Origin of the sequence: Microbulbifer sp. MKSA007 (genome assembly GCA_032615215.1) — a bacterium.
GTDB lineage: Bacteria > Pseudomonadota > Gammaproteobacteria > Pseudomonadales > Cellvibrionaceae > Microbulbifer.
Map to the genome: position 1 here is coordinate 2,610,388 of CP128433.1, position 22,680 is coordinate 2,633,067.

16 protein-coding genes are annotated in these 22,680 nt (G+C 46.5%); 5 read left to right on the forward strand and 11 right to left on the reverse strand.

Going from position 1 to position 22,680, the window contains the following annotated elements; all coding sequences use genetic code 11:
• Nucleotides 1-303 precede the first annotated feature (303 nt).
• From QT397_14510 to QT397_14535, 6 genes are all read right to left on the reverse strand, one after another.
• Nucleotides 304-1,188 carry a homocysteine S-methyltransferase family protein gene (locus QT397_14510; GenBank protein ID WNZ54104.1) on the reverse strand — a complete coding sequence of 295 codons (885 nt, stop codon included), beginning with the start codon at nucleotides 1,186-1,188 and terminating at the stop codon, nucleotides 304-306.
• Between the two features lie 153 nt (nucleotides 1,189-1,341).
• A protein-coding gene (locus QT397_14515) for an IS3 family transposase (protein ID WNZ54105.1) occupies nucleotides 1,342-2,504 on the reverse strand; the annotation gives its coding sequence in 2 pieces (ribosomal slippage) (nucleotides 1,342-2,246 and nucleotides 2,246-2,504; 1,164 coding nt in all).
• 1,550 nt (nucleotides 2,505-4,054) lie between these two features.
• Nucleotides 4,055-5,443 (reverse strand): ATP-dependent RNA helicase DbpA, encoded by a 1,389-nt coding sequence (gene dbpA, locus QT397_14520; GenBank protein ID WNZ54106.1) that lies wholly within the window; start codon nucleotides 5,441-5,443, stop codon nucleotides 4,055-4,057.
• A 263-nt stretch (nucleotides 5,444-5,706) separates the two neighbouring features.
• Nucleotides 5,707-8,841, reverse strand: a complete 3,135-nt coding sequence (locus QT397_14525) for a CusA/CzcA family heavy metal efflux RND transporter (GenBank protein WNZ54107.1) — start codon at nucleotides 8,839-8,841, stop codon at nucleotides 5,707-5,709.
• Nucleotides 8,835-10,373, reverse strand: coding sequence for an efflux RND transporter periplasmic adaptor subunit (locus QT397_14530; protein ID WNZ54108.1), 1,539 nt, complete (start codon nucleotides 10,371-10,373; stop codon nucleotides 8,835-8,837). Before QT397_14530 ends, QT397_14525 begins: the two co-directional genes overlap by 7 nt.
• Nucleotides 10,374-10,566: 193 nt before the next feature.
• Nucleotides 10,567-10,968 carry a hypothetical protein gene (locus QT397_14535; protein ID WNZ54109.1) on the reverse strand — a complete coding sequence of 134 codons (402 nt, stop codon included), beginning with the start codon at nucleotides 10,966-10,968 and terminating at the stop codon, nucleotides 10,567-10,569.
• Nucleotides 10,969-11,167: 199 nt separating this feature from the next.
• Here QT397_14535 and QT397_14540 point away from each other — a divergent pair, with 199 nt between their 5' ends.
• From QT397_14540 to QT397_14555, 4 genes are all read left to right on the forward strand, one after another.
• Nucleotides 11,168-12,061: a hypothetical protein gene (locus tag QT397_14540; protein WNZ54110.1), complete on the forward strand. Its 894-nt coding sequence runs from the start codon at nucleotides 11,168-11,170 to the stop codon at nucleotides 12,059-12,061.
• Between the two features lie 73 nt (nucleotides 12,062-12,134).
• Nucleotides 12,135-12,692: a hypothetical protein gene (locus tag QT397_14545; GenBank protein WNZ54111.1), complete on the forward strand. Its 558-nt coding sequence runs from the start codon at nucleotides 12,135-12,137 to the stop codon at nucleotides 12,690-12,692.
• 222 nt (nucleotides 12,693-12,914) lie between these two features.
• Nucleotides 12,915-13,742: an SDR family NAD(P)-dependent oxidoreductase gene (locus QT397_14550; protein ID WNZ54112.1), complete on the forward strand. Its 828-nt coding sequence runs from the start codon at nucleotides 12,915-12,917 to the stop codon at nucleotides 13,740-13,742.
• Between the two features lie 314 nt (nucleotides 13,743-14,056).
• Nucleotides 14,057-15,304: a DUF418 domain-containing protein gene (locus tag QT397_14555; protein WNZ54113.1), complete on the forward strand. Its 1,248-nt coding sequence runs from the start codon at nucleotides 14,057-14,059 to the stop codon at nucleotides 15,302-15,304.
• 272 nt (nucleotides 15,305-15,576) lie between these two features.
• On the opposite strand, the gene QT397_14560 is transcribed toward QT397_14555, so the two are convergent.
• The 5 genes from QT397_14560 to QT397_14580 all read right to left on the reverse strand — a co-directional run bounded on the left by QT397_14560 (nucleotide 15,577) and on the right by QT397_14580 (nucleotide 20,951).
• Nucleotides 15,577-16,929, reverse strand: coding sequence for a hypothetical protein (locus tag QT397_14560; GenBank protein WNZ54114.1), 1,353 nt, complete (start codon nucleotides 16,927-16,929; stop codon nucleotides 15,577-15,579).
• A 463-nt stretch (nucleotides 16,930-17,392) separates the two neighbouring features.
• Complete coding sequence (locus tag QT397_14565; GenBank protein WNZ54115.1) at nucleotides 17,393-18,007, reverse strand: methyltransferase; 615 nt, start codon at nucleotides 18,005-18,007, stop codon at nucleotides 17,393-17,395.
• A 5-nt stretch (nucleotides 18,008-18,012) separates the two neighbouring features.
• Nucleotides 18,013-18,363, reverse strand: a complete 351-nt coding sequence (locus QT397_14570) for a hypothetical protein (GenBank protein WNZ54116.1) — start codon at nucleotides 18,361-18,363, stop codon at nucleotides 18,013-18,015.
• A gap of 61 nt (nucleotides 18,364-18,424) precedes the next feature.
• The gene (locus QT397_14575; protein ID WNZ54117.1) at nucleotides 18,425-19,615 is read right to left on the reverse strand and encodes an AMP-binding protein; all 1,191 of its coding nucleotides are present in this window, start codon (nucleotides 19,613-19,615) and stop codon (nucleotides 18,425-18,427) included.
• A 118-nt stretch (nucleotides 19,616-19,733) separates the two neighbouring features.
• Nucleotides 19,734-20,951, reverse strand: a complete 1,218-nt coding sequence (locus QT397_14580) for a CoA transferase (GenBank protein WNZ54118.1) — start codon at nucleotides 20,949-20,951, stop codon at nucleotides 19,734-19,736.
• 962 nt (nucleotides 20,952-21,913) lie between these two features.
• On the opposite strand from QT397_14580, the gene QT397_14585 reads away from it, so the two are divergent.
• On the forward strand, nucleotides 21,914-22,672 hold the full coding sequence (locus QT397_14585; GenBank protein WNZ54119.1) for an outer membrane beta-barrel protein: 759 nt from the start codon (nucleotides 21,914-21,916) through the stop codon (nucleotides 22,670-22,672).
• Nucleotides 22,673-22,680: the final 8 nt, after the last annotated feature.

Genomic DNA, 22,680 nt, shown 5'->3' on the forward strand with positions numbered 1-22,680 from the left:
AAGCCTTAATTTTCTTAATGGTATCCGTAAGTAGTGGACCGAGCTGTGACCACTCCTCTTCGTTTAGCATTGGTAGCTCTTTGTCTACCCTCCAGCAATACTCTATATTCATGACTAGTTGTTTTTAACGCTCAGCTGAGGGGTGAAGTGCGCAACACTTAATCCTACACTAGTGCGAATCTCAGTGTTATTACTTTTCCCTACTCATAATTCCGTTGTTTTAGTTAATGCCTATAGCATCAGCCAAACCAAGGGCTTGGCTGCCCAGTTTAGCCGTAGGCGGAGAGGGCCAGGTTAAATATGTTAGTTGTGATTATTTATTATGTATTCCAGGTGTCTTGAATCAGTGCCACAGCAGCCGCCCAATATATTGAACCCGTTATTCTGATTTAAGTGAAGCATAAGATTTCCCCATTCGGATATACTGTCGGAGTGTGTTGTTTTTCTGTTTTCTAGTTCATTGTGCGTTAGCGATGAAGCATTCGCCTGTATGCCGATTAGTCTGTCAGGTAATTGACTTGAAACGTCTAGAAAAGAAGGATGAGAACAATTAATAAAGTATCCAGAAGGTTTAGGTGAAACCTGATAATCAATATGTGAAATTGCTTCTTGAATGGTATGGCCATCTAAAAGGCGACCATCTGAGCCAATGACAAAGCTAATAAAATATGGCTTAGAGTGCTTTGACATTAGAGATGCAATGCCAAGAGCCTCTGGTACAGCTGGTAGGGTTACTCCCATAAGGTAGTCAGCTTTAGAGGCTCCGAGCTTATCAATTTGCCAACGATGATAAGAAAGAGATTCTTTGTAAGTTAAGCTTTGTTGTGGTTTGTAGCAGTCATTTTTACAGCCGACTAGGCCCCCTACATATACATTTCCTTCTTTTGGCAAGATATTAGAAAGAAAATTAACTGCGTCTTCATTGATAGACGCAGGCGCCTTGGCTAGAGAAACTCTCTCTGAGCTGGCCCTCCATGTGGGAGTTGCAAGCAAAAGAGGGAGTTTTGCATCAATTGCAAGGTTGATGTATTCACTGTAGATTCGTTTAAGGCTTTCAGCACCAGTTTTGCTATAGATTAATTTAGCATGATCGACATGACAGCAAAGGCTTATATCTTTGTTACGCCTGAGTCTTTCGAGTATGGCCGCTTCAGTAAGAATCAACTTTTCTGAAAGAATTCCTTGCATGATGCTCTCCGGTGTAAGCTGTCGGGCGCTGAAGTTGAATACCCAGTTATAAGTTTAAACTTTATACTGCCGCCATTAAAGTTGCCATGCTAGAAAGGCTAGGATTAAAACCCAGCTACTGACTGATCCTACCCATCAACAACGAACACACCACTAAGCGACTAGTTGTTCCTCAAACGCCTCAGGGCTGAGATAGCCATTGGCGCTGTGTAAGCGATTTCGATTGTAGTCTATCTCTATATACTCAAATACGGTTTCTCGCATGAGGCACCTTGTAGGAAAGCGGTTACCATGGATTGCTTCTACCTTAAGTGAGTGGAAGAACGTTTCTGCACAAGCATTATCATAGCAATTACCTTTGGCGCTCATGCTGCACCGCAGATCATACGCTGTAATTAAAGATTGATAATCTTTAGAACAATACTGGCTTCCCCTGTCAGTATGCACGATAACATTCGTAGGTTTCTTACGTCGCCATAAAGCCATTTGAAGGGCGTCACAGACCAATGTAGCCGTCATCGTTTCTGACATCGCCCAACCAATAATCAGCCGACTATATAGGTCTATCACTACAGCCAGATATAACCAACCTTCTTCCGTTCGTAGGTAGGTAATATCCCCAGCCCATTTCTGATTCGGCGCTTCAGCATTAAAGTTCTGCTCAAGCAAATTTGGAGCTACTGGCAGACCATGTTTTGAGTAGGTTGTGGCTTTATACCTCCTGCCTGCTTTAGCCCGTAGGCCCTGTCGACGCATGCTGGCAGCAATTGTTTTCTGATTATATTTACTCCCCTCACTGGCCAACTCCTTCGTCAGACGAGGGGCGCCGCTACGTTCTTTGCTGGCTATAAAGCGCTGCTGTACCAAGCTATCGAGCTGCATTCGGTACTGCTGGTGCTTGGATTGGTCAGCCGATCTTGAAACCCAGTTATAAAAGCCACTGCGAGATACGCCCAATACCTTGGCCATCGCTTTGATGCTGAATTCATGCCTGTGCTTTTGCATGAAGGCGTACCTCATTTCAGGCTCTTTGCAAAGTACGCTGCGGCCTTTTTTAAGATCGCCAGCTCCTCTGCCTGCTCAGCCAGCTGCCGCTTAAGTCGAGCATTTTCTGTGGCCAGCTCTCTCTCCGCATCCCCTCGGCTCTGATGTAACTTAGACTTACTTCGCCATCCGTAAATCTGGGAAGGATGCAATCCAAGCTGTTTAGCGGCAACGCTTACCCCGACCTTGAGCGCCAGTGCTAGGGCATCCTTCCTATACTCCTCTGAGTATTGTTTACGAGTGGTTTTGGTTGGTTTATTTGATCTTGTCATAGAGCACCTCTGCTGCGTAGTTTATCGCTTAAGAGAGTGTCCATCGTTGATGGGTAGGATCAGACAAAGTAAACTCCAACGGGCCATAAAGTGTACTTTAGTACTTTTTGGGGCGAGAGAGCTGCACAACCAATTCCCACTGCAAAACCAGTGAGTGTAAGCGCAGAAAATATAATTAGCTGGATGTCGTTAGTGGTGAAGGGCTCAGCCCTAGACATAGAAGCCATTATTAAAAGTAATGGGCTCAAACATATCCAGCAAGCCCCATATTTATAGTTTTTAGCTTCCATACATATGACTTATTAAGCTTTGATAAGTTGTACTGTCAGGCGCCCACTTGATTAACTTGTTAATTTAAAACGAGGGCACTCAAATGAAACCATGATGCCAATTTCAGATAGCCCAAGGCTATCAAAAATGTATTGATCTTGACTATTGGATACGGCGGAGATTAAGAATGAGCCATTGGAAGAACTGGCGCAGGGTGGGAGTGAGAGTCTGATTGCAGTACCGTATGGTGGGTAGTGTTGGGCCGGTAGCTAGAACCTACCGGCTGCCCGATAATTTATGTGTTCGCTAGCGAATAAACCAATACAACCCTTTAAAGCTTGGTGCAGCTAGAATATCAGTATGCCTCACTGACTGTGGATCTTCCTGCAAACCTTTCCTTAACTTGCGTAGTTTGACAATGCCTCTTATCGCCTGAGAGAAAATCAGCACTGCCAACGCTAGAATTAAGGTATCGAATCCCACTCCAAGAAGTAACGTAGATGTGAGAGTAATCAGTGCAAGGGGCCCCATTAAAAATGAGGTGATCCAACAGCTGAGCAAGTTTGAATCAATCTCACCATAGAGGTCTATTGGCTTTTTTCGAGTTCTTCTCATTTTTTTCCTACAGACAGATAAAGCCTTTGTAGCGGGCAGCTTTGCTGCGATGCAGCGCTTAAAGCTGTCCAGCCCGAAGGGCGATCGCTGACAAACTTGTTATGTGTTTGCACTGCGAGCCCCAACTATTGCAAACCAAAAAAATGCTACACCTGATAATACAACTGCAAGCGCTGTGTGGTTTGGCTCTATGCTACGGACATAAAGCAAAGGCGACGCACCCATTACCATTGACATAAATAGGTATGCAAGTTGTGGCGACCTCTTGGTGCCGTTCATTTTCTTCCGCCAAACATTCAACAGTAGAAATGAAAATGATCATGAACACTTCAAATATTCCCATATCTCTCTATGTCACATAACATTTATATAGTAACCATATTGACCACTATGATCCTGATTACAATTTCAGAATCAATTTCTTCGCTATAACGAAAATATTGTTATAAAGTCATTGGGTTAAATTTAGTTGTCACGGCCGTGCAAACTGCAAAAAGGATCACTTTGACTACTACCCCATTTCTTATATCACTCTGTAACTCTTTGATTCATAGTTGATTATTATATTATTCGTCAGCTTTTGAAATAACAGTCAGGATAACCATGAACCAGAAGCGAGCGCAAAAGGGCAATCCCCCGGCGTCGCCAGGGGATATTCACTCGACTTAGCCTCGAATACGCCGCACCCGAAATTTACGTCCTTTCAACTTGCCGTTTTCTAATTTCTTCAGTGCTTGTGATGCTACATTGCGTTTAATCGCAACATAGGCGGTCATGTCCAGTACGTTAATCTTGCCAACATCTTTACCGTTAATCGGACGATCGCCGCCGGTTAGGGCACCCAGGATATCGCCGGGGCGGACCTTTTGCTTCTTGCCGCCATCGATTTGTAGGGTAGCCATCGGTGCCTGGAAAGGGGGTTCACTTAATATGCTGGCAGGTGGCGGAGTATCTGGATCGGATAGTGGGTCCTGGGTTAGTTCCATACGAACCAGTTTGTGGCCTTCCTTCTCGGCAAAAAAGGAGTAAGCGCAACCGCGTTCACCGGCACGGCCGGTCCGTCCGATGCGGTGGGTGTGCACTTCCGGGTCTTTGGCGATATGAAAGTTGATAACCGCATCCAGCTTGTCGATATCAAGACCGCGTGCCGCTACATCGGTGGCCACCAGAATTGAAGCGCTGCCATTGGCAAATCGAACCAGGGTTTCATTGCGCTGGCGCTGCTCCATATCACCATGCAGGGCGAGGACATTGAAGCCAGCCTGTTTCAGGTCATCGGCCACCTCATCGGTTTCGCGTTTGGTGTTGCAGAAAACCAGGGTATTGACTGGTTTGTCATTGAGCAGAACACGCCGTGTCATCTCCAGGCGATCCTCGAAACTCTCAGTTCTGTAAAAGCGTTGTTCGATCACCTCGTCACTATGCGCAGAGTCAATTTTAACCATCACCGGTTTTTGCATCACTCGGGCGCTGAGCTTTTCAATTTCATCGGGATAGGTAGCGCTGAATAGTAACGACTGCCGCCCAGTTGGCATCTGCGCCAGAATAGTATCGATAACGTCCTGGAATCCCATATCGAGCATTCGGTCGGCTTCGTCAAAGACCAGCGTATCGACATGCTCTAAGGAGAGTGTTCCTTTGCGCAGGTGTTCTTCGATACGTCCTGGAGTACCAACGATGATATGGGCACCATGGGCCAGGGAGCCGATTTGAGGGCCGAAAGGCATTCCGCCGCAGAGAGTCAGAATCTTAATGTTGTGAATTGCCCGTGCCAATCGGCGCAGTTCCTGCGCAACCTGGTCTGCCAATTCCCGTGTTGGGCACAGAATCAGCGATTGAATCCGAAAGCGGCTGACATTGAGCCGATGCAGCACCCCCAAACCGAAAGCGGCAGTTTTACCGGAACCGGTTTTTGCCTGGGCGATAACGTCCTTGCCGTCAAGAATGATCGGAAGCGTTTTGGCCTGAACCTCGGTCATGGATTTATAGTTGAGTGACGCCAGGTTTTTCAGCAGGGCGGGGTTTAGGGGGAGATCGGAAAATGGTGCAGTCAAGGTGAATCCTGGAGTCGTTAAATGTCAAATACACGTATTACACAAGCAGTAGGGAAAGTGATCGTCACCTACTTAGCCTGTGTTATCGCCGCAATTTTGCAGATTGTGCAATACAAAATTTGTATGGAATTTTAACAGTTAACCTTGAAGAAACCTATGAATCACCTTGTTCCCGTCAAAGTCTCTTCTATCCAGATTATCTTCTTGTGCGAAGAGTGCAGGGGCACAGGGTAGCGTCAACCCGGTGCCCCAATTTATTTAAGTCAGCTTTGCTTACCTTCACGAGCTTTCCATTGATAGAAAACCCCGGGCATCACTAACAATACAAACAGCAGTGTGGTTATGGTGCCGCCCACCATTGGTGCTGCGATCCGTTTCATAACATCTGCACCGGTGCCATCGGAAACCATAACTGGTATTAATGAAATTAACAGTGTCAGGCTTGTCATTAGCATCGGGCGAATACGGCCAGCTGCCGCTTGGGCAACAGTCGCAGTATTGCCGCGCTCAGAGTTATTTCCGGCGGCAGATAAGTAGTGCAGCATTAACAACCCCATCTCAGCGGCGAGACCAGCCATGGCAATCATACCGACCCATACAGCAACGCTCAGTTTGTAGTCGAGCAGGTATAACAGCCAGAAGGCGCCGATCAGTGCCATTGGCATGGCGGTGAGTACAAACAGGGTGTCGGATAGCCTGCCTCGATGCAGATACAGGAGGAAGCACACAGCCAACAAGGTCAGGGGCACTAACCATTGCAGGCGGGACTTGGCGCGCTCCAGGTATTGGTATTGGCCGGCCCAGGCGATACGTTGCCCGGGAATCAGATTAACCTGATCGGCAACAACCTGCTTTGCGCGATTAACATAATCTGCAACGCCGATATCGCCCTTCAAGTCGACAAATACCAAGCCCACCAACTGCCCATCCTCATTGCGGATCATGGGCGGGCCAGTGCGGAAGTCCAGATCAGCCAGCTGGTTCAGGGGCACTTGGGAACCATCAGAGGCGGGGACCAGGATTTGTTCCAGCTGTTCAGGAGTATCCCGGTAGTCGCGGGCATAGCGCACTAACACATCGTAACGTTCGCGGCCTTCGATGGTCTGGGTTGCGGCCAGGCCACCAGCCGCTGCGGCGATCACATCTTCGATATCCTGTACATTCAAGCCGTGGCGGGAAGCCCGTGCGCGATCGATATCAAAGTCCAGGAAGTAACCGCCGGTTAGACGCTCGGCGAAGACGCTTCGGGTTTGCTCCGAAGTGCGTTGGTCACTGCGCAGTGCTTCTTCGATGGCCAAAGCAGTCTGTTCGATTTCCTCCAGGTTATCCCCAAACACTTTGATGCCGAGCTGGCTGCGAATACCGGTGGCGAGCATCTCAGTGCGGGTTTGGATGGGCATCCACCAGATATTGGGCATACCGGGATAGCGCAGCTTTTCATCCATTTCCGCCAGCAGGTCGTCCCAAGTCATGCCGGGACGCCACTCACTTTTAGGTTTCAGGGTGATAACGGTTTCTACCATTGAGAGCGGTGCAGGATCGGTGGCGCTATTGGAGCGGCCAATCTTGCCAAATACATGCTCTACTTCTGGGAAGGCTTTCAGTTCCTCGTCCATTTGTTGCAGCACCTTGCCCGCTTCGGTAACCGACATGCCGGGTAGGGCGGTAGGCATATACAGGATGCTGCCCTCATTGAGTGGCGGCATAAATTCACCACCTAGTTTGCTAATGGGGTAAGCCACAGAAACCAGAGCTAGTACCGCGAGAGTGGCTACAACCTTGCGTTGCCGTACGCAAAAGTGAATCACTGGTTGTAGTGTATGGACTAAAACGCGGGAAATCGGATTTTCCCTGTTGCGAATTTTGCCGCGCATTAGCAGTACAGCAAGAGCTGGAATCAAGGTGATTGCCAATAGGGCGGCGAAAGCCATGCTGTAGGTTTTGGTGTAGGCGAGGGGTTTGAACAGGCGGCCTTCGGTAGCTTCCAGCGCGAATACCGGCAGAAATGAAACCGTGATAATAATCAGGGAGAAGAAAATACTCGGTCCGACTTCCTGCATTGCCCGAACGATTAGCGTTCTTTTCTCGCCTGGAGACAACTCCTTATCCCCATCGGCTGCCAGCTTTTTGTGGATGTTATCCACCATTACCACTGCCGCATCCACCATGGCACCGATGGCTACGGCAATACCTCCCAGTGACATAATGTTGGCGGTAAGCCCTTGTAGGGACAGTGGAATAAAGGCCAGTAAAACAGCAATCGGTAGAGTGATTACGGCTACCAATGCGGAGCGGGCGTGGAGTAGGAAAATAGCGATCACGGCGGCGACCACTAGCATCTCTTCAATCAAGGTGCTTTTGAGATTGTCGATCGCGCTATTAATCAATTGTGAGCGATCGTAGGTCACTACCAGTTCAACGCCTTCCGGTAGGCCTGCACGGATTTGCTCGATGCGCTCTTTAACTCTCTCAATAACCTTCAGGGCATTTTCACCGTAGCGCATTACTACGATGCCACCTACGGTCTGCCCCTCGCCGTCCAGCTCGGCAATACCGCGCTGCATTGCAGGCCCCAGGGTAATATCCGCTACCTGATCCAAAGTCACCGGAATTTTTGCCGCATTGACCCCGATCACCACCTCTTCGAGATCGTCAACGCTGCGTATATAGCCCCGGCCACGCACCATATGTTCGTGGCCTGCGATCTCCAGTACCCTTCCTCCTGTGTCATTGTTACTGCGGCGAATGGCCTCGACCACTTTGCCGAGCGGAACCTTAAACATCTGCAAGCGATGGGGGTCGATTTGGACCTGGTACTCCTTTTCGTAGCCGCCAATGGAGGCGACTTCGGCCACGCCCTCAACAGAAGTGAGCCAATAGCGCAACTTGAAATCCTGTAGCGCGCGCAGTTCCTGCAGGTCGTTGTTACCGCTTCGATCAACCAGTGCGTACTGGAATACCCAGCCCACTCCGGTGGCATCCGGGCCAAGCTTTGGCTGAACACCTTCCGGGAGTTGGTCGGCTACCTGGTTGAGGTATTCGAGAACCCGTGAGCGGGCCCAATAAATATCGGTGCCGTCTTCAAAGATGGCATAGACAAAGCTGAGACCGAAAAAGCTCTGGCCTCGCACATATTTGACCTTGGGCAGACCTAGCATCGCAGTGGAAAGCGGGTAGGTGATTTGATCCTCGACCAGGTCCGGGCTGCGGCCTGGCCAGTCTGTCATCACAATTACCTGGGCGTCGGACAGGTCCGGAATCGCATCCAGAGGGACACTGGTTAGCGCCCGGTATCCCGCCAGGGCCGCGATCGCGACAAGAATCAAAGTGATCCCCGGCTTACCTGCGCAGGCCCCAATAATTCGGGCAATTAGCCCTTTGGGTTCAGAATTTACCACTGTTGTACCCCCGACTTCAGGCGGCTTTCCGCCGCGATCAGAAATACACCTGAGGTGACAATTTTATCTCCTGCCTGGAGGCCAGAACGGATAACAATCCTGTCGCTGTCGCCATAACCGGTGCGTACCTGCACCGGCTCCAGACGACCCTGGCCCAAGTCGCGGAAAACAATGCGTTTCTTGCCGGAGATCAATACTGAATCCCTGGGTACCACGAGGAGATTTCCCAGTTCGGCGGTTAACATGATGTCCGCAAACAGTCCCGGGCGCAGTTCACCATCGGTATTGGGCAGGGTCACACGCAGCCGTGCACTGCGGTTATTGTGATTCAGGAAGGGGTCAATCTGGGTGAGGGTGGCTGGGATTTCCTCGTGGTAGACGTTGGTTAAACGCACTTTGGCCGGCATGCCTTTTTCTATCAGCGGCAACTGATCTTCGTAGGCGTGGGCTTCAATCCAAACTTGGCTGAGGTCGGCTATACGCAGCAGGTTGTCGCCCTTTTCAAACGCAGAGCCCGCGACAATATTCTTCTCAATAATCACACCACTGGCGGGTGCAAAAATCGGGATATAGTCCTGCGCTTTTTGCTGTTCAACCAGCCAGTCGATTTGCTCTTCAGAGAGACCCCACAACAGTAGACGCCTTCGTGCTGCTTTCTCCAGTGCGTCGCCACGTCGGCGGGCCTTTAGATACTCGTCTTGGACTGCGAGCAACTCCGGGCTGTAAACAGAAAACAGTACTTCGCCGCGTTTAACCTGCTTGCCTTCAAAATCTGCATCTAACTCACCAATCCAGCCGTCGAAGCGTAGGCTGATATCGCGCAAGCGGGTTTCGTCATAGGTAACCTGGCCGTGTAGGTGAATGGGCAAAGCGAATGGCTGTCGCTCGACGATACCGGTTTTGATACCAATGGCCTGGCGCCGGCCGCTATCCACCACAATGCTGCCACTTTGCAGTTCATCGTGGCTCACAGGTTGCAGGTTCATACCGCAAATAGGGCAAGTACCGGCTTCGGCAGCTCTTACCGATGGGTGCATTGAGCAGGTGTAATAGGCAGTATCTGAAGCCTCAGGCGCAGATTTCAGGCGCAGGCCTTTGCGATTGGTGCTCATATCAAAGGCCAAATCGACATGCTTATCGTGGCCTGTCGCTACATCTACCACCATGGGCCAGGAGCCCACCATGGCCAGCTCAATTTCACCGGTGAAGATACCGGGGCTGGATTCACTGATATCTGCCACGGCACGCATAGCTGGCATGGCGCCCATGGCGGGCATCTCGGCTACCGCGCGAACTTCAGCTCCAGATATCGGCTCATTGTCAGCATTACGAACTTCAATTCGAATTTGGTTTTTACCCGCTTGGGGTTGCAACGGGTCGACAGACACGGCGATCTGGAAGGGGCCAGCTTGCACAAAATCGGCATTTGGAGCTTCGGCTTGTGCAGAAATTTTCTTCCAATAAAAGGCCGCGCCGGTAGCCGCTAACATCAGGGTAAGGGCGATTAAGCTCAATGTTTTTTGCTGGCTCATAGGGCACCCTCCTGAGTGAAGGAAAGGGGCATCTGCGCGCAAAGCACATTATCAATAAACGGGTCAACGAGCAGGCCACCAATGGCCGCTATAGCTTGTTGGGAAATCAAAAGGTTCACTCCTAGAACAATCTTTCTGAAGCCGCCAGCATGGGCTGGGGGCATATTTCGCTAGTCAGAGAGAAAGGGAGTGATCAAATACGCAGGCGCAAAGTGACAAGCCAGGTTCGGTTGCCGGGGTGGGATTCTGTCGCAGTAGGAGATAATTCAGGCGTACCGAATGGCGGAGCCAGTATTTGGGGCCATTGGTAAGTTGGCGGTGGCGCCAACTGGGGAAGTTCCAGATTCAAGTATGCGGCGGTGACGGCAACTTGGTGGTCGTCCAGCGAAGTCTTCAGGGAGACTTGGGCGTCATAGCCACAACAGTCATCATCTGAGTCTGACCCCTTGGCCATATCATCACAGCAACATTCGGCTGATGGCTTGGGGTCATCCATCATTTCGCAGGCGAGCACGGTCTGCACCTGCAAAATCAGCAGGAGCAAGGCCGCCATGGCTATCAGTTTGGCGCGAAATGTGGACGAATAGTTCTTCATTACTGATAAATCATACACCAGAGGCCGGTTGCTCGACAAAGGTTGCTTTCGCTATGTGACCAAGAGGTATTTCCAAGTTTTTCTTTCTTCTACTAGGGGTAATTACGGCACAGGTTAACCCTTCGGCAGAGATTTCTTGACGATAGTTAGTAGATTCCCTTCGATAAATGCGACTACAACAGCACCACAAGGTGTCTCTATGAAATTAACTCCCCCGGTTTGCCTCCTTCTGATCTTCTTATTGGCGGCACCTTCTTTTGCAGATTCTAAACGCACATCTCTCGAGGAGTTATTTGCGACTACCTATAAACATAATGAAGAGATTAACAGTGAATGGGTGCTGAGTAGGGAGCGGAACTGGGCTGCCTGGCAAAGAATGAGGGCTGTTAGGGAAGCTGCTAATAGAGGGGAGGACTTGTCATACCTCAGTAAGTATGGGCTTGAGAGAAAGTCCGCGTGGTACGAGATTGATTTAGGAAAGCAACGAGCGTGGCTGACGTCATTTAGACTGCTAGGGGTACTCTCTTCTTGGTATATGTTAAAGACGAATCAGGAGGAGCTTTATGAGCTTGGTATGACTGTGGCTGAAGTGGAAAAGTTGGGTCGCTATGTTATCGCCAATGACATCAAAGAAATAAACATCCAGGCAAGATTAGATTATTTCCACAAAGAGGAAGCTGGTTACATAGGCCGGATCCTTCAAGGAGGTGAGGACTTTGCCGCTATCTATTTAGAGCTTCAAGGTAATCTTGAAGCTCTTGAACACCTCTTGGAAACTAATTGGATCATAGATCTATTCAGTAAGTTTGATAGTGAAGCTCAAGAGATATTACTGACCTATAGCTTATCGAAATATAACTCACGAGAGGGAATGGGACGTAGTAGTTACAGTCTGGATCAAGAAGCCGAAATGTTTGTTGATAAATTTCTTTCTGGGGAGATAAACGCAATGACGAAGGAGGCTTTGGAAAGGCTTCAAGAGAAAAGGCTGGCTAAAAAAGCTAAGATCAATGTGGAATTTAAGCCCCCGGTTGATTCGCCCGTAAATGAGTGCAAGTGTCCTCCCGATCAATGTTCCTACAATAATTCTTGATTATACTTAATTTAATAGATTTCCCGTCATAATCGACCGCGTGGCATGGTCTTCACTTCGAGTGGTAGTTGTAATGACTGTAACAAGGATCTGTTTTTGGCTTGTCGCGCTTTTCTATTCCTTATCCCCCTTTGCAGATGAGTACATAGTCCAGAGCGAGGACTACGACCCGTTTACCCAGATGACAGAACTCTGGCTAAAGGGTGAAATTTCAAATCGTCAGATAAGGGACTTGGCACTTAGAGGGCGCTATCAAAACAGCTCTGCCGCTAATAGTGCTCATGTCTCCTTCTTTCTTGATGAAATGCAGGTGATTGCGCGGGGGAACTCTGTATCGGGTCGTTCGGCCCAGATATCCGTCCAGGTTGATGAGTCAATTTTTGACTTGGATTATGACCTTGTTTCTATGCATATGATGATCAATGGTCATGGAAATGGGTTATCAAGCAAGCAGAAATTCCTTTTGGTTACTTTTATGTACCGGTTAGCAGCAGAAGGCTGGAGCAAGTCTTCTGGAGTCGATGAAATGGAGAAACATCTTATCTATCGAACTCTCGATTACTTATCTGAAATGCCTGCAGATTATAAAATGTGGGTGATTGCCAAAGAAATACAATACCCGGTTCATTAGGTTGTTAATCTATAGCTTCATTAAAGTTTAAGTGGCTTAAATGGCCACAACAGAGTTTTACTGAAGGGCTAAAGGATAAGATTCCTGGTAGTTATTCAGATTATTGGTAGAGGTTTAATTTATTCAGTTTTTATTGCTGTGAATAGCAATATATCAACTATTTAAGGATTTGTTTAATCTAAAGTTCCTAGTCACGTGGAATATATTGTAAAAAGGAAAGTTATGGATTTGTCTGATAAAGTTGCTGTTGTTATAGGGGCGGGAAGTGGACTAGGGCGGGCTTTAGCAATACGTTTGGCCGAAAAAGGAATGAAGTTGGTATTAGCCGGATATACCCTAAGTCATCTCGAATCAACAGCCAAGTTGATAGCACTAGAAGGTGCTGAGTGTATATGCGTACAAGCAGATGTATCTAAACTTGGGGATGTGCAAAACATAGCTGATAGAACTTTAAAACACTTTGATAAGGTACACTTGCTCTGTAATGTGGCCGGAATAGGTCCTTTGGGGGCTATAGCAGAAACCTCTATGGATGAGTGGGAGTGGATTTTATCAGTGAATTTGTGGGGGCCTATTAACGGTATTCATGTATTTCTCCCTCATATCGAACAGAATGACGAGGGCCATATATTGTCTGTAGCATCGGAATCCGGCCTATATGGTATAGGGTACTTAGGGGCCTACAATGTTTCAAAATTTGGTGTTGTAGGTTTAATGCAAAGTTTAGAGCGGGATCTTCGTTTAGCTAACTCGCCTATAAAAACTTCTGTATTTTGTCCTGGTGCTATAAAAACTAATATTCTCGACTCTTCACGTAATAGGCCTGCAAGTGTAGCGGTAATTCACCCTGAGTCTGAAGTCGAGAAAAAAGTTAAAGCCAAAGTTGTCAAGGTGGTTTCTGAAGGTATGAAGCCAGAAAAAGCTGCTGATATCATTACTAGTGGTATAGAAAGCGGGCAGTTTTGGATTTTCTCCCATCCTTATGTACCCGAAACTGCATTTCAGCAGGCAAAGGCGATGTTGGATAGTAATACGTTAATTGATATTTAGCTTAGTTAGGAAACCTCTGATTAATTTCGAGCCAACTTGGTAGTATTCCGCTATCCGTCAAGATCTTGCCCCTAGCTACCTTTGCCGAAGCTGCATATAATCTGAAGCGTCATGGAACTCCCCGCGAGAAGTTTCTTTCTCAGATGCATCCTCTCATCCCATGGGGGTGGCTAGAAGTCCATTTATCAAAGCTTCCCTAGAAAGGCCCTAGTTGGTACCTACGAGCAGAAAAAATATAGCGATTTCTTCCTTTTTTCCTGTAATCTCCACCTCAGTATATATCTGTAACGTATTTTAGTTTTAAAAGGACTTATATGCAGGATCGAATATCACAGTTGGATTTGTTGAGGGGAGTCGCTTTATTGGGGCTTCCTTTAATGAATATGATAAATTTCTCTATGCCTATGGCGGCTTATTTGAATCCAAAGGCCTATTTGCCAAATGGCCCTTTGAATGATTTTCTCTTTAGCTTTTTCCATTTGTTTGCTGATCAAAAGTTCATGGGGCTTTTTGCCATGCTTTTCGGCGCAGGCATCATACTTTTAGCTGAGAAACGTGAGCAACAGAATAAGTCTGCTGCAAAAATTCATTACAGTCGAAATTTCTGGCTGTTATTGATAGGCCTTTGTCATGGCATCTTCATTTGGGAAGGCGACATCCTGATGATCTATGCCTTTATAGCCATGTTTGTCTATTTGTTACACAAGTTGCGCGGAAGCTGGCTGATTGCATTGGGGGTGATTACTCTTGCCTTGTCAGCATATAGCTCATATCTGACAGGAGCTTTTATAGACCCCCTAACAGGAGAAGCTCGATATGCAACGGCAGCCATTTTTGCCCCTGATACAGCGCAGATCCAGCAAGATATAGAAATATATCGAGGAGGGTTCTGGGATCTGGTCGGGAGTCGATTAGTTGCTGGTAATTTAGCTTCTAGTCCGGAATCAGCAATCGTTATTTCCTACTTTAGTCTCTCCATTATTTTAAAAGCTGCCGCTATGATGTTGCTGGGAATGGGCCTGTTTAAGTTGGATATCCTACGTGGCCAGGCCAGTTCGTCTGCCTACAAAAAACTAGCTATTACTGGGTTGGCTATTGGGGTGACATTGACCGGTATAGGGCTTATCTGGAACTATAGTCATGACTGGAGTATGGATGATTACTTCACCTATGGTGCCATTTTTAATTTGGTAGGGTCCACATTTACCAGTATCGGTTATATCGGCTTGATCTGCCTTTGGTTCAAATTAGGTAAACACCTATGGATCAAAGGCAAGATCCAAAGCGTTGGGCGGATGGCATTTACCAATTACTTGGCTCAATCATTTATTTGTATTTATATTTTTTATGGCTTTGGATTGGGTTTGTATGGTGAGCTGACACGTATAGAAGTACTTGGGGTCTGTGTGCTGCTGGGCCTGTTTCAGCTGGCATATTCGGATCTTTGGCTTAAGGCATTTCGTATGGGGCCGCTAGAGTGGTTTTGGCGAACTTTAACATATTTCAGGTTTGCACCGCTGATAAAGGAAAGGGGCGTACCGGCGACCGAACAGCGCTTATAGAGTTCATAGCTAAAATTTGGCGGGCTGCTGTTAATCTTGAGAATAGGAGTCATCGGTAGCTCGTTACCTGTACCACAGATTGTTTATTACGAGGTCTTTTAAATATTTTTATAGGATGATGGGCCGTAAAGATAAGATGTTTTCACATTAAAAATAGGCATGATTGAACTTGATCTGACAGGGCTTCTTCTAAGAAGCGGGTAACTGTCAGATCAAGTTGAAAGTTAGTAGATCTCTAATTACCTAAAGACAAAGAACCCTACAATATCTTTTTAGTAATCTACAGTTGTTATTATAAAGTCACCTTCAATTGTACCTTCACTATCCTGGTCAGTATAAGCAATCCAGGCTGCTGTCTCACTGGCAGCTGCCAGCTTACTTTTCAATGCGAGCGCTTCCATCATATTGCGAGGCACATCGAAGTGCCATTGAGTACCCAGTGCCTGACATTCACTTTCTCCATTCGACCAGGTAGACTTACTCGTAGTCAGTGACCACATAACAGGGTAATTGATAGCGCCATCATCTTTTAAGTCGTTTACATGCAGTTCGCCATTTAACCGTCTCTTACAAGCAAATGAATAGGAACGATCACATTGGCGGTCATTAAAGCGCCCGTCGCTTCTGATAACAGCGCAGTCCTCTCCGTTACCATGATCATTGGGTTCTCCCTCTCCCCAAGACCATAGTCCTTTATTTTGAAATCTGCTGTCTGTAGCACTGACATCATAGTGTTCTACGGTGTTGATGCCGTCATCCCAGTTATCCAGGGAATCGTCATCGCCACTCTTCCAGTGTCTGTCCAGTCCACCCCATCCATCGAATATTACATCGAATGACTCATTATCATCCCCAATATTGCTGTCATTTTTTGTCCAGAAAAATACGAATCTCTTTTTTCCATTTACACCATCATGTTTACGGACTGTCTCCCGTGATAACTCTTGAGAGGGGAGTGAGGTTCGTTTATAGCTCGTGACTTCAATCCCATTGGGAAAGTCCTCTCTATAGTCTTGGGGTGTGTAAATGTATTCCAGGCCTATCTGATCTATAAGATGATTTTTAAAAGTTACCTGGGCACCGGACGATACCGCATTTTCGATATGTACGATTACTGTACGGTTAGTGCCATATTGATCCTGCTTGTAAGCCCAATCCCTCAAATCTCCCAATACAGTAGAGATAGGAACGCGTTGAGGATCAAGCCAGAAATTACAATAGAATGAGCCATGACAAAAATATTGTTCACCACTGAACTGATGCAGGTCCAGCTCAATAATTTCAGCACCAATATCAATTTGGTCTTTAACCCTGGCAGATTGTTCAGAGCCTACCCAGATAGCACCATAGGCATCAGAGTTATAACTGTTGTGTGTTGCAAGGACTTGTGTATAGCGAATTGGTGTTGAGTAAGTCAGGCGCCGTTGTAGCTCGAGTGCATATTTTGCGTGGTCATTGGTACCTTGTTCTGTCTCGTAATCGTAATAGAGGTTGAATTGAACCAACATTGAATAGGGATCGGTCTTTGCAAATAGAGGTGTACTCATCAACGTTATATAACTAAATAGAGCGATACAAATCTTCTTTAGCCCTTTCGAGAGTGGCCATGAATAGTTTTTTTTCATTATTATTCCTACTGTTCGCCTGAGTTTGTTATTTTTTAAACAGATTTAATTGCGCTCTCTATTACGACTGCCGAGATAAAAGTAATCGCATGCAGCAATACTTGCGTCTCTAAACGTATGAAGTTTATTTCTACCCATCTCCCTTGTGAGGTCGGATATCAGGAACTTCAATAATCTTCAAATGTTTTAAGTATAAACCCCTGAAGGGCAATAGAGTGCAAAAGCAATGATATCGAAAAGATATAACCTGTTAGCCACTTTAAATGTATTAACGAGAAGCACCTCACAAAGTTATAGTTTTAGAATGCTTAAATCAAAAACTATTTACTATTATTTAAAGGTTAAACACTTTCTAGCTAATACCCTAATAGTCAATCGGTGACGAAATGGTAATCAAAAAGCGAACTGCTCGTGGAAGTAGCGATAGATAGCATATAAGTAAAATAGGGTAATAAGGGTAGGGCTAGGGTTTTCTGGCCGATAATACCGAGAAATAGCCGAGTGCCTGGTATGATTGAGGATTTACAAATCCTGCTGTCTCAAGCATCCGATAAAGCGCTTTGGCTGAGTATAGTTGGGAGCCGTGGTTCATAAACAAATGAAAGCAGAACAAGCTTGGCGTTAAACGAGTATCATCGAAGAGCATATCGTGAATAAATACCTGCCCACCTTTTGGTAAAAGTGCGAAGGCTCTGTCGATCAAGATTTGGCATGTAGCATACTGCCAATCGTGCAACACATTGCTAAAGCAAATGCCATCGAACCCCTCAGGCCATGGGTCTCTAAAGAAATCCCCTTTAACTATCTGGATTTGCTGGTCTTTCTTGAACTTACTTATATACAATGCTGCTATATCGCAAACCGGCGGCAGGTCGAAGAGCAGCGCATTGCGCTCAGGATAGGTATCGCAGAAGGCGAGAGCAATGGTTCCAGAGCCTCCACCGGCATCGAGTAGGGTTTGAGCGTTTTCAAAAATACCGCAGGAAGCAGCCTCAACTGCGGAGGCAAACCCCTGCGAATGCATCAGATGAGTAAAAGCTGCTGCTGAGTCATCGTCCATGTCATTTTTTTGCCACATGTCGGTTACAGAGCGACCTTTACATTCCAGCTCATATTCTCTTTGTAAGCTGGTGAGTATCTTTTTATCCAGGTGATTGATGTCATAGATTTGAAAAGGATCGAGTAAGACTTCCCCCAATAGTAGTGACTATTTTTGGAGAGGTAGCATTTCCCCAGCTCTGTATTTTTCACTTGTTGTTTGTCGAAGCAGATATACCCCAAATGACTCAGAATCAACAGAAAGAAGCCCATTCCTTTATTGCTGAGCTGCAATTCCTTACTGAGTGCTTCGCAGGAATCGTAACCGCGTTCAATTAGCCCGGTGATATCCAACCTTGCAGAAACCATCAGGCAGGCAAAATTATAGTTTCCCATAAGACGGTCCCACATAGGGCCGTCGGATGCACTAGGGGGAGTTATGATTTGAGTTCTACCGCTATTTCCCATCGCTCATTCTCCAAATTACCCGGGGAACTTTGTTGGTGCGTTCGATACGCTTAAGTCGCTCGGCTTTTTGTATTGTGAAGGACTGAGGGTACTGTCTGACAACAGAGGCGAGGTTGTGAATGTTGTACAAAATACGCTCACAGATGCTCTTGGCACTTGCCGTGCCTGTGAACTGAACGACTATTGAATCGGCAGACTTTTTTGTTTGTGTGTCGCCGCTGAGAAGTAGTTGAACTTCTTCGACGCCTTCACATTCATAGGTGAGTTCTATGATCTTATTGAGGTCCAGAAGGGCGCTGCATAACCCGACATTGTCATCTGCTCTCCCCTGAATAGATAGGCCATTAGGGCGACCACAGGGACAAGTTGCTTTTTGGATTAGGTCACCTAACCGGTAACGCACTATGGGTACTGTCCACCCTGTACCTACACGGGTAAGCAGGGCGCCTTGATCGTCAGTTTCGATCAATTGGTCAGCTAAAAGGTGATATATGTTCAAATCACACTCAGGGGAATTGACAGCAATGCTATTGGTTTCTACCGATCCATAGTCGCACCACAGCCCAGCATCAGGAAAAGCCTTACGTATGACCTTCAACTTTGCTTTGGTCCAAGGTTCCCCCATCCAGATAATTGTCTTTATTGGGAGTTGGCGGCCTGAACCTAGTACACCTTCGGCAAAATCTGCCAGTCCTGTGGGTGCGCCAGCAAGTGAGTCCACATCGATGTTATGTAGAAGTTCCAGCCAATTCTCCACCTCACCGGGTATAAAGGGGCCTGTAGGTGCAATGGTGCATTTGGAAGCCTCTGCCAGTGTTTGAATAAAGTAGTGTGCACCCCATAGCCGCCCAGGATTAAAGAGATTAAGAAGAACACTTTGAGAGCTGAGCGGGCGCCATTCCTTGAGCAATCTTTGAATTGCCTGGTGATAAGGTGTATAGGCCAGCTTCGGCTTTCCAGTTGTGCCGCCGCTAGACATGATAATGGCTCCGTGTTCCTGCGCGGCATTTTGGCTGATATGTTTCAGTTCAACGGGGCCACAAACGGGAATGTCATCGAGACATACGGCAGAAACCGGTATATCTGGTCCACCGTAGAGTGAAAGACTGCGGGCGTGGGCGAGAATGGCATTCCAATCCAGGTGGCCGATGTTCATAGCGTTAAGGTAGCTCCCGTTCAATCCCGTCTTCCTGGGGTGGTGAGGTATCGGGTGGAACTGAGGAAATTGTAGTAACAGGGCGCCTAGGTAGAGGGTGGTCTGGCCAATTGGGAGTTATCCTCATCAGTACCGATGCATTTCAGCAGCAATAGATCACGCCAGCTTTTGCCAGGGACTCCACTTCATCTTGTAGGATACCCAAGTCACCAAGGATCTCTCGAGTGTTCTCTCCGTAAAGTGGTGCTTGCTGGAAAGGCACTGGAGGAGTGTCGGGAATAGAGAAGGGGGCGTTTATAAATTGTATTGAGTCACGGCTTGTACTGCGTGTATAAGGAATTGATACAGTCTTGTCGTTATCTTGGACATAGGGGTTGTTAAGCGCCTCGGCGATATCATAGACCGGGGCACAGGGGATTTTACCCTCCATTTGAGCGCACCATTCTTTTGTTGTTCTCTTCTGGAAGTGCTGGTCTAGAGCTTCTGTCAGCAGCTCTCTGTTTTGCATCCTGCTTTCATTGGTCAAAAAGCGGGCATTAGTTTGTAATAAATCGGAGCCTAGTTCGTGACAAAGCATTTCCCAGAATTTCTGGGTTAAGCAGGCCACGTAAAACCAACCATCTGCTGTCTTTACTAATTGGCAAGGTGCTTGGGATGCGTGGGCTGAGCGAGGTTGCTTCCCTGGGACTATCCCCTCGTTGAGAAACCATAACCCTTGGTAGCAGAGGCAATTTAGCGCAATATCGAATAAGTTAGTGTCAAAATCACCGCCTTTTCCTGTGACTTCGGTCCTCAGTAACCCTGAAACGGTACAGAGGGCTGAATAGACACTCCCCAGGAGATCCACTACTGACACGCCAACTTTGGTTGGGATCGATCCTGGTTCTCCAGTCACTGACATCCAACCAGTTTCTGCCTGCATAAGGAAATCATATCCTGGCCAGTGCTTTCTATTGTTGTCTCTGCCATACCCTGAGAGATGGGTACAAACTATTTTGGGGTTCGCCACTTTGAGGTCAGCATAGGTAACGCCTAACTCTTCGGGCAAAGAACCTCGAAAGTTGTCGATAACAGCATGTGAGTTATTCACAAGCTTCAAGAATACCTCCCTGCCAGTGGGATCCCTGATATCCAGGGCCAAGCTCTTCTTGTTGTGGAGCGTCGATTCACTTGTCTCATTGTCTTCGCGAGCTTCATCAAGATAGATAGATCCCATTTTTCTAAGTGGATTCCCACCTTGTTTGGGGTCTTCAATATTGACTACTTCTGCGCCCAGAAAAGCTAGTAAAGTGCCATGAAAGGACCCTGCGCCCCAGGTTTCGAATGAAAGAATACGCTTTCCGTGGAGAGGGAGCATCATGATATACCTGATTTGCGCAAACAAAATTAATGGCCAGCCAAGTTTTGCCACTTAGTTACAAGTGGGTATTAGTTTATAGATCACTGTGTAATTCTGATGTGGGAAAAGAGAGTACGAAGTTTGCATTGGTTATTAGGATCTATTGAAGTTACGGCGGACATTGAGTGTTTAATTATTCCTCTTAGGTTTGACTGACAAATAGTATCCCGATCCGAGAAATAGTTTTTACATAGTAGTAAGTCTAAGTATGCGCCACCAACGCACAACCGGGTATTGCAAACTAGACTCTTTGAGATCCAGTTAATGGCTTTTAAGGATGTGAATATGGATCGTTTTCATATCAGTAGGGTGGAGTTATATGCGATAGCCGATAAATGTGCGCCGCCAAAATGATATTTTTTTGCGTGACAACCCTGGACGCAATTTCGTATTCATTGACCGGGGTTGCCACAAAGAATCTTGATGCTGAGGTAAATGTTATGCCAGCATAAAATAGTTGGTCAAATGACATAAAACGGCAAGGGATCGCGGAGTGTCCTGATTTTCAGCCCTCCTCCTTGTGTTGCTCGGCATCAAAGTATGAATAATATAAGAGTATCGTTTTTGATTGTTGTTTATATCTGAAATTCAGAGTATTTAAACGGCGTGTATAAATCTAACGGCTTCGTTCTTACATTGTTGGTTTATGCCCGTTCATCACTTTGCTAACACCTTTCGCTACCCTGGCAGTAAATTGAGCCCTGGAAGTTAGGAGTAACTGCTATTTTTAAATTTATAGGAGTACAAATTTACTTTGAATCCATAGCTTTTCATTGCATAAGAACACCATTTGTCGATATCAAGATGGGAGCTTTGACAAATTGTTTTTTGTTCCGCTGTAAAGGACTTTTAGTCATATCGACAAATCAATGTATTGGATTCTGTGAGGGTCTTGAGTTGTGTAAAGCGACAAGGAGGTTACTATGCGCCTGCACTCAGCTGTCATTATTGGATCACTTATTTTTTCCATGGAGGCCATAGCTGCTGACTATGGTAGTCTAGAAAACCCGTGGGGGGTTCGTCCATATATTTCACTGAATGGTGGAGTTAATAGGCTGGAGGTTAAGCAGGATTATCGTACTGTGGGTGTATTTTATGACCCATATTTCTACTACGATTATTTTTACGAATATAGTTACTACAAAACCTCAAGTTCAGGAAGTGAGCCTTGGGGCAGCGTCGATATCGGGATCGACTTCAATGGCTACCCGTTTGAACTTCGCTTTAGCTATGGCAGAACAAATTTAGGGCGATCGATATTGGTAGAAAATATCGATTATATCGATGACGAAGTTACAGTTGTTGAGCGATACCAGGTCAATCAGAAACATCGCTTGGATGTATTTTCAATTACAGGAACTCTGGATTTATCTTGGTATTGCGACAGGTCCTGCATGTATTTGTTGTTGGGCTATAGTTTTGCGCAGCTGGACTGGTCATATACTATGGATGAATTTTACGCTGGTGGTAACTATTATGGGTCAAATGAATTCAGTAAAAGCTATTTCCATGTAGGTCTAGGTGCGCGATACAACTTTAATAATTCTTTCCGTATAAGTGCCGAATACATGCTGCATAATGTTGGTAAGGTGGGGGAGTATTATATAAATGACTTTGATCATATAGAATTTGATTTAAGGAACCTTAATGTGTTGCAAGTTGGTATATCCTTTATATTCTGATTTATACT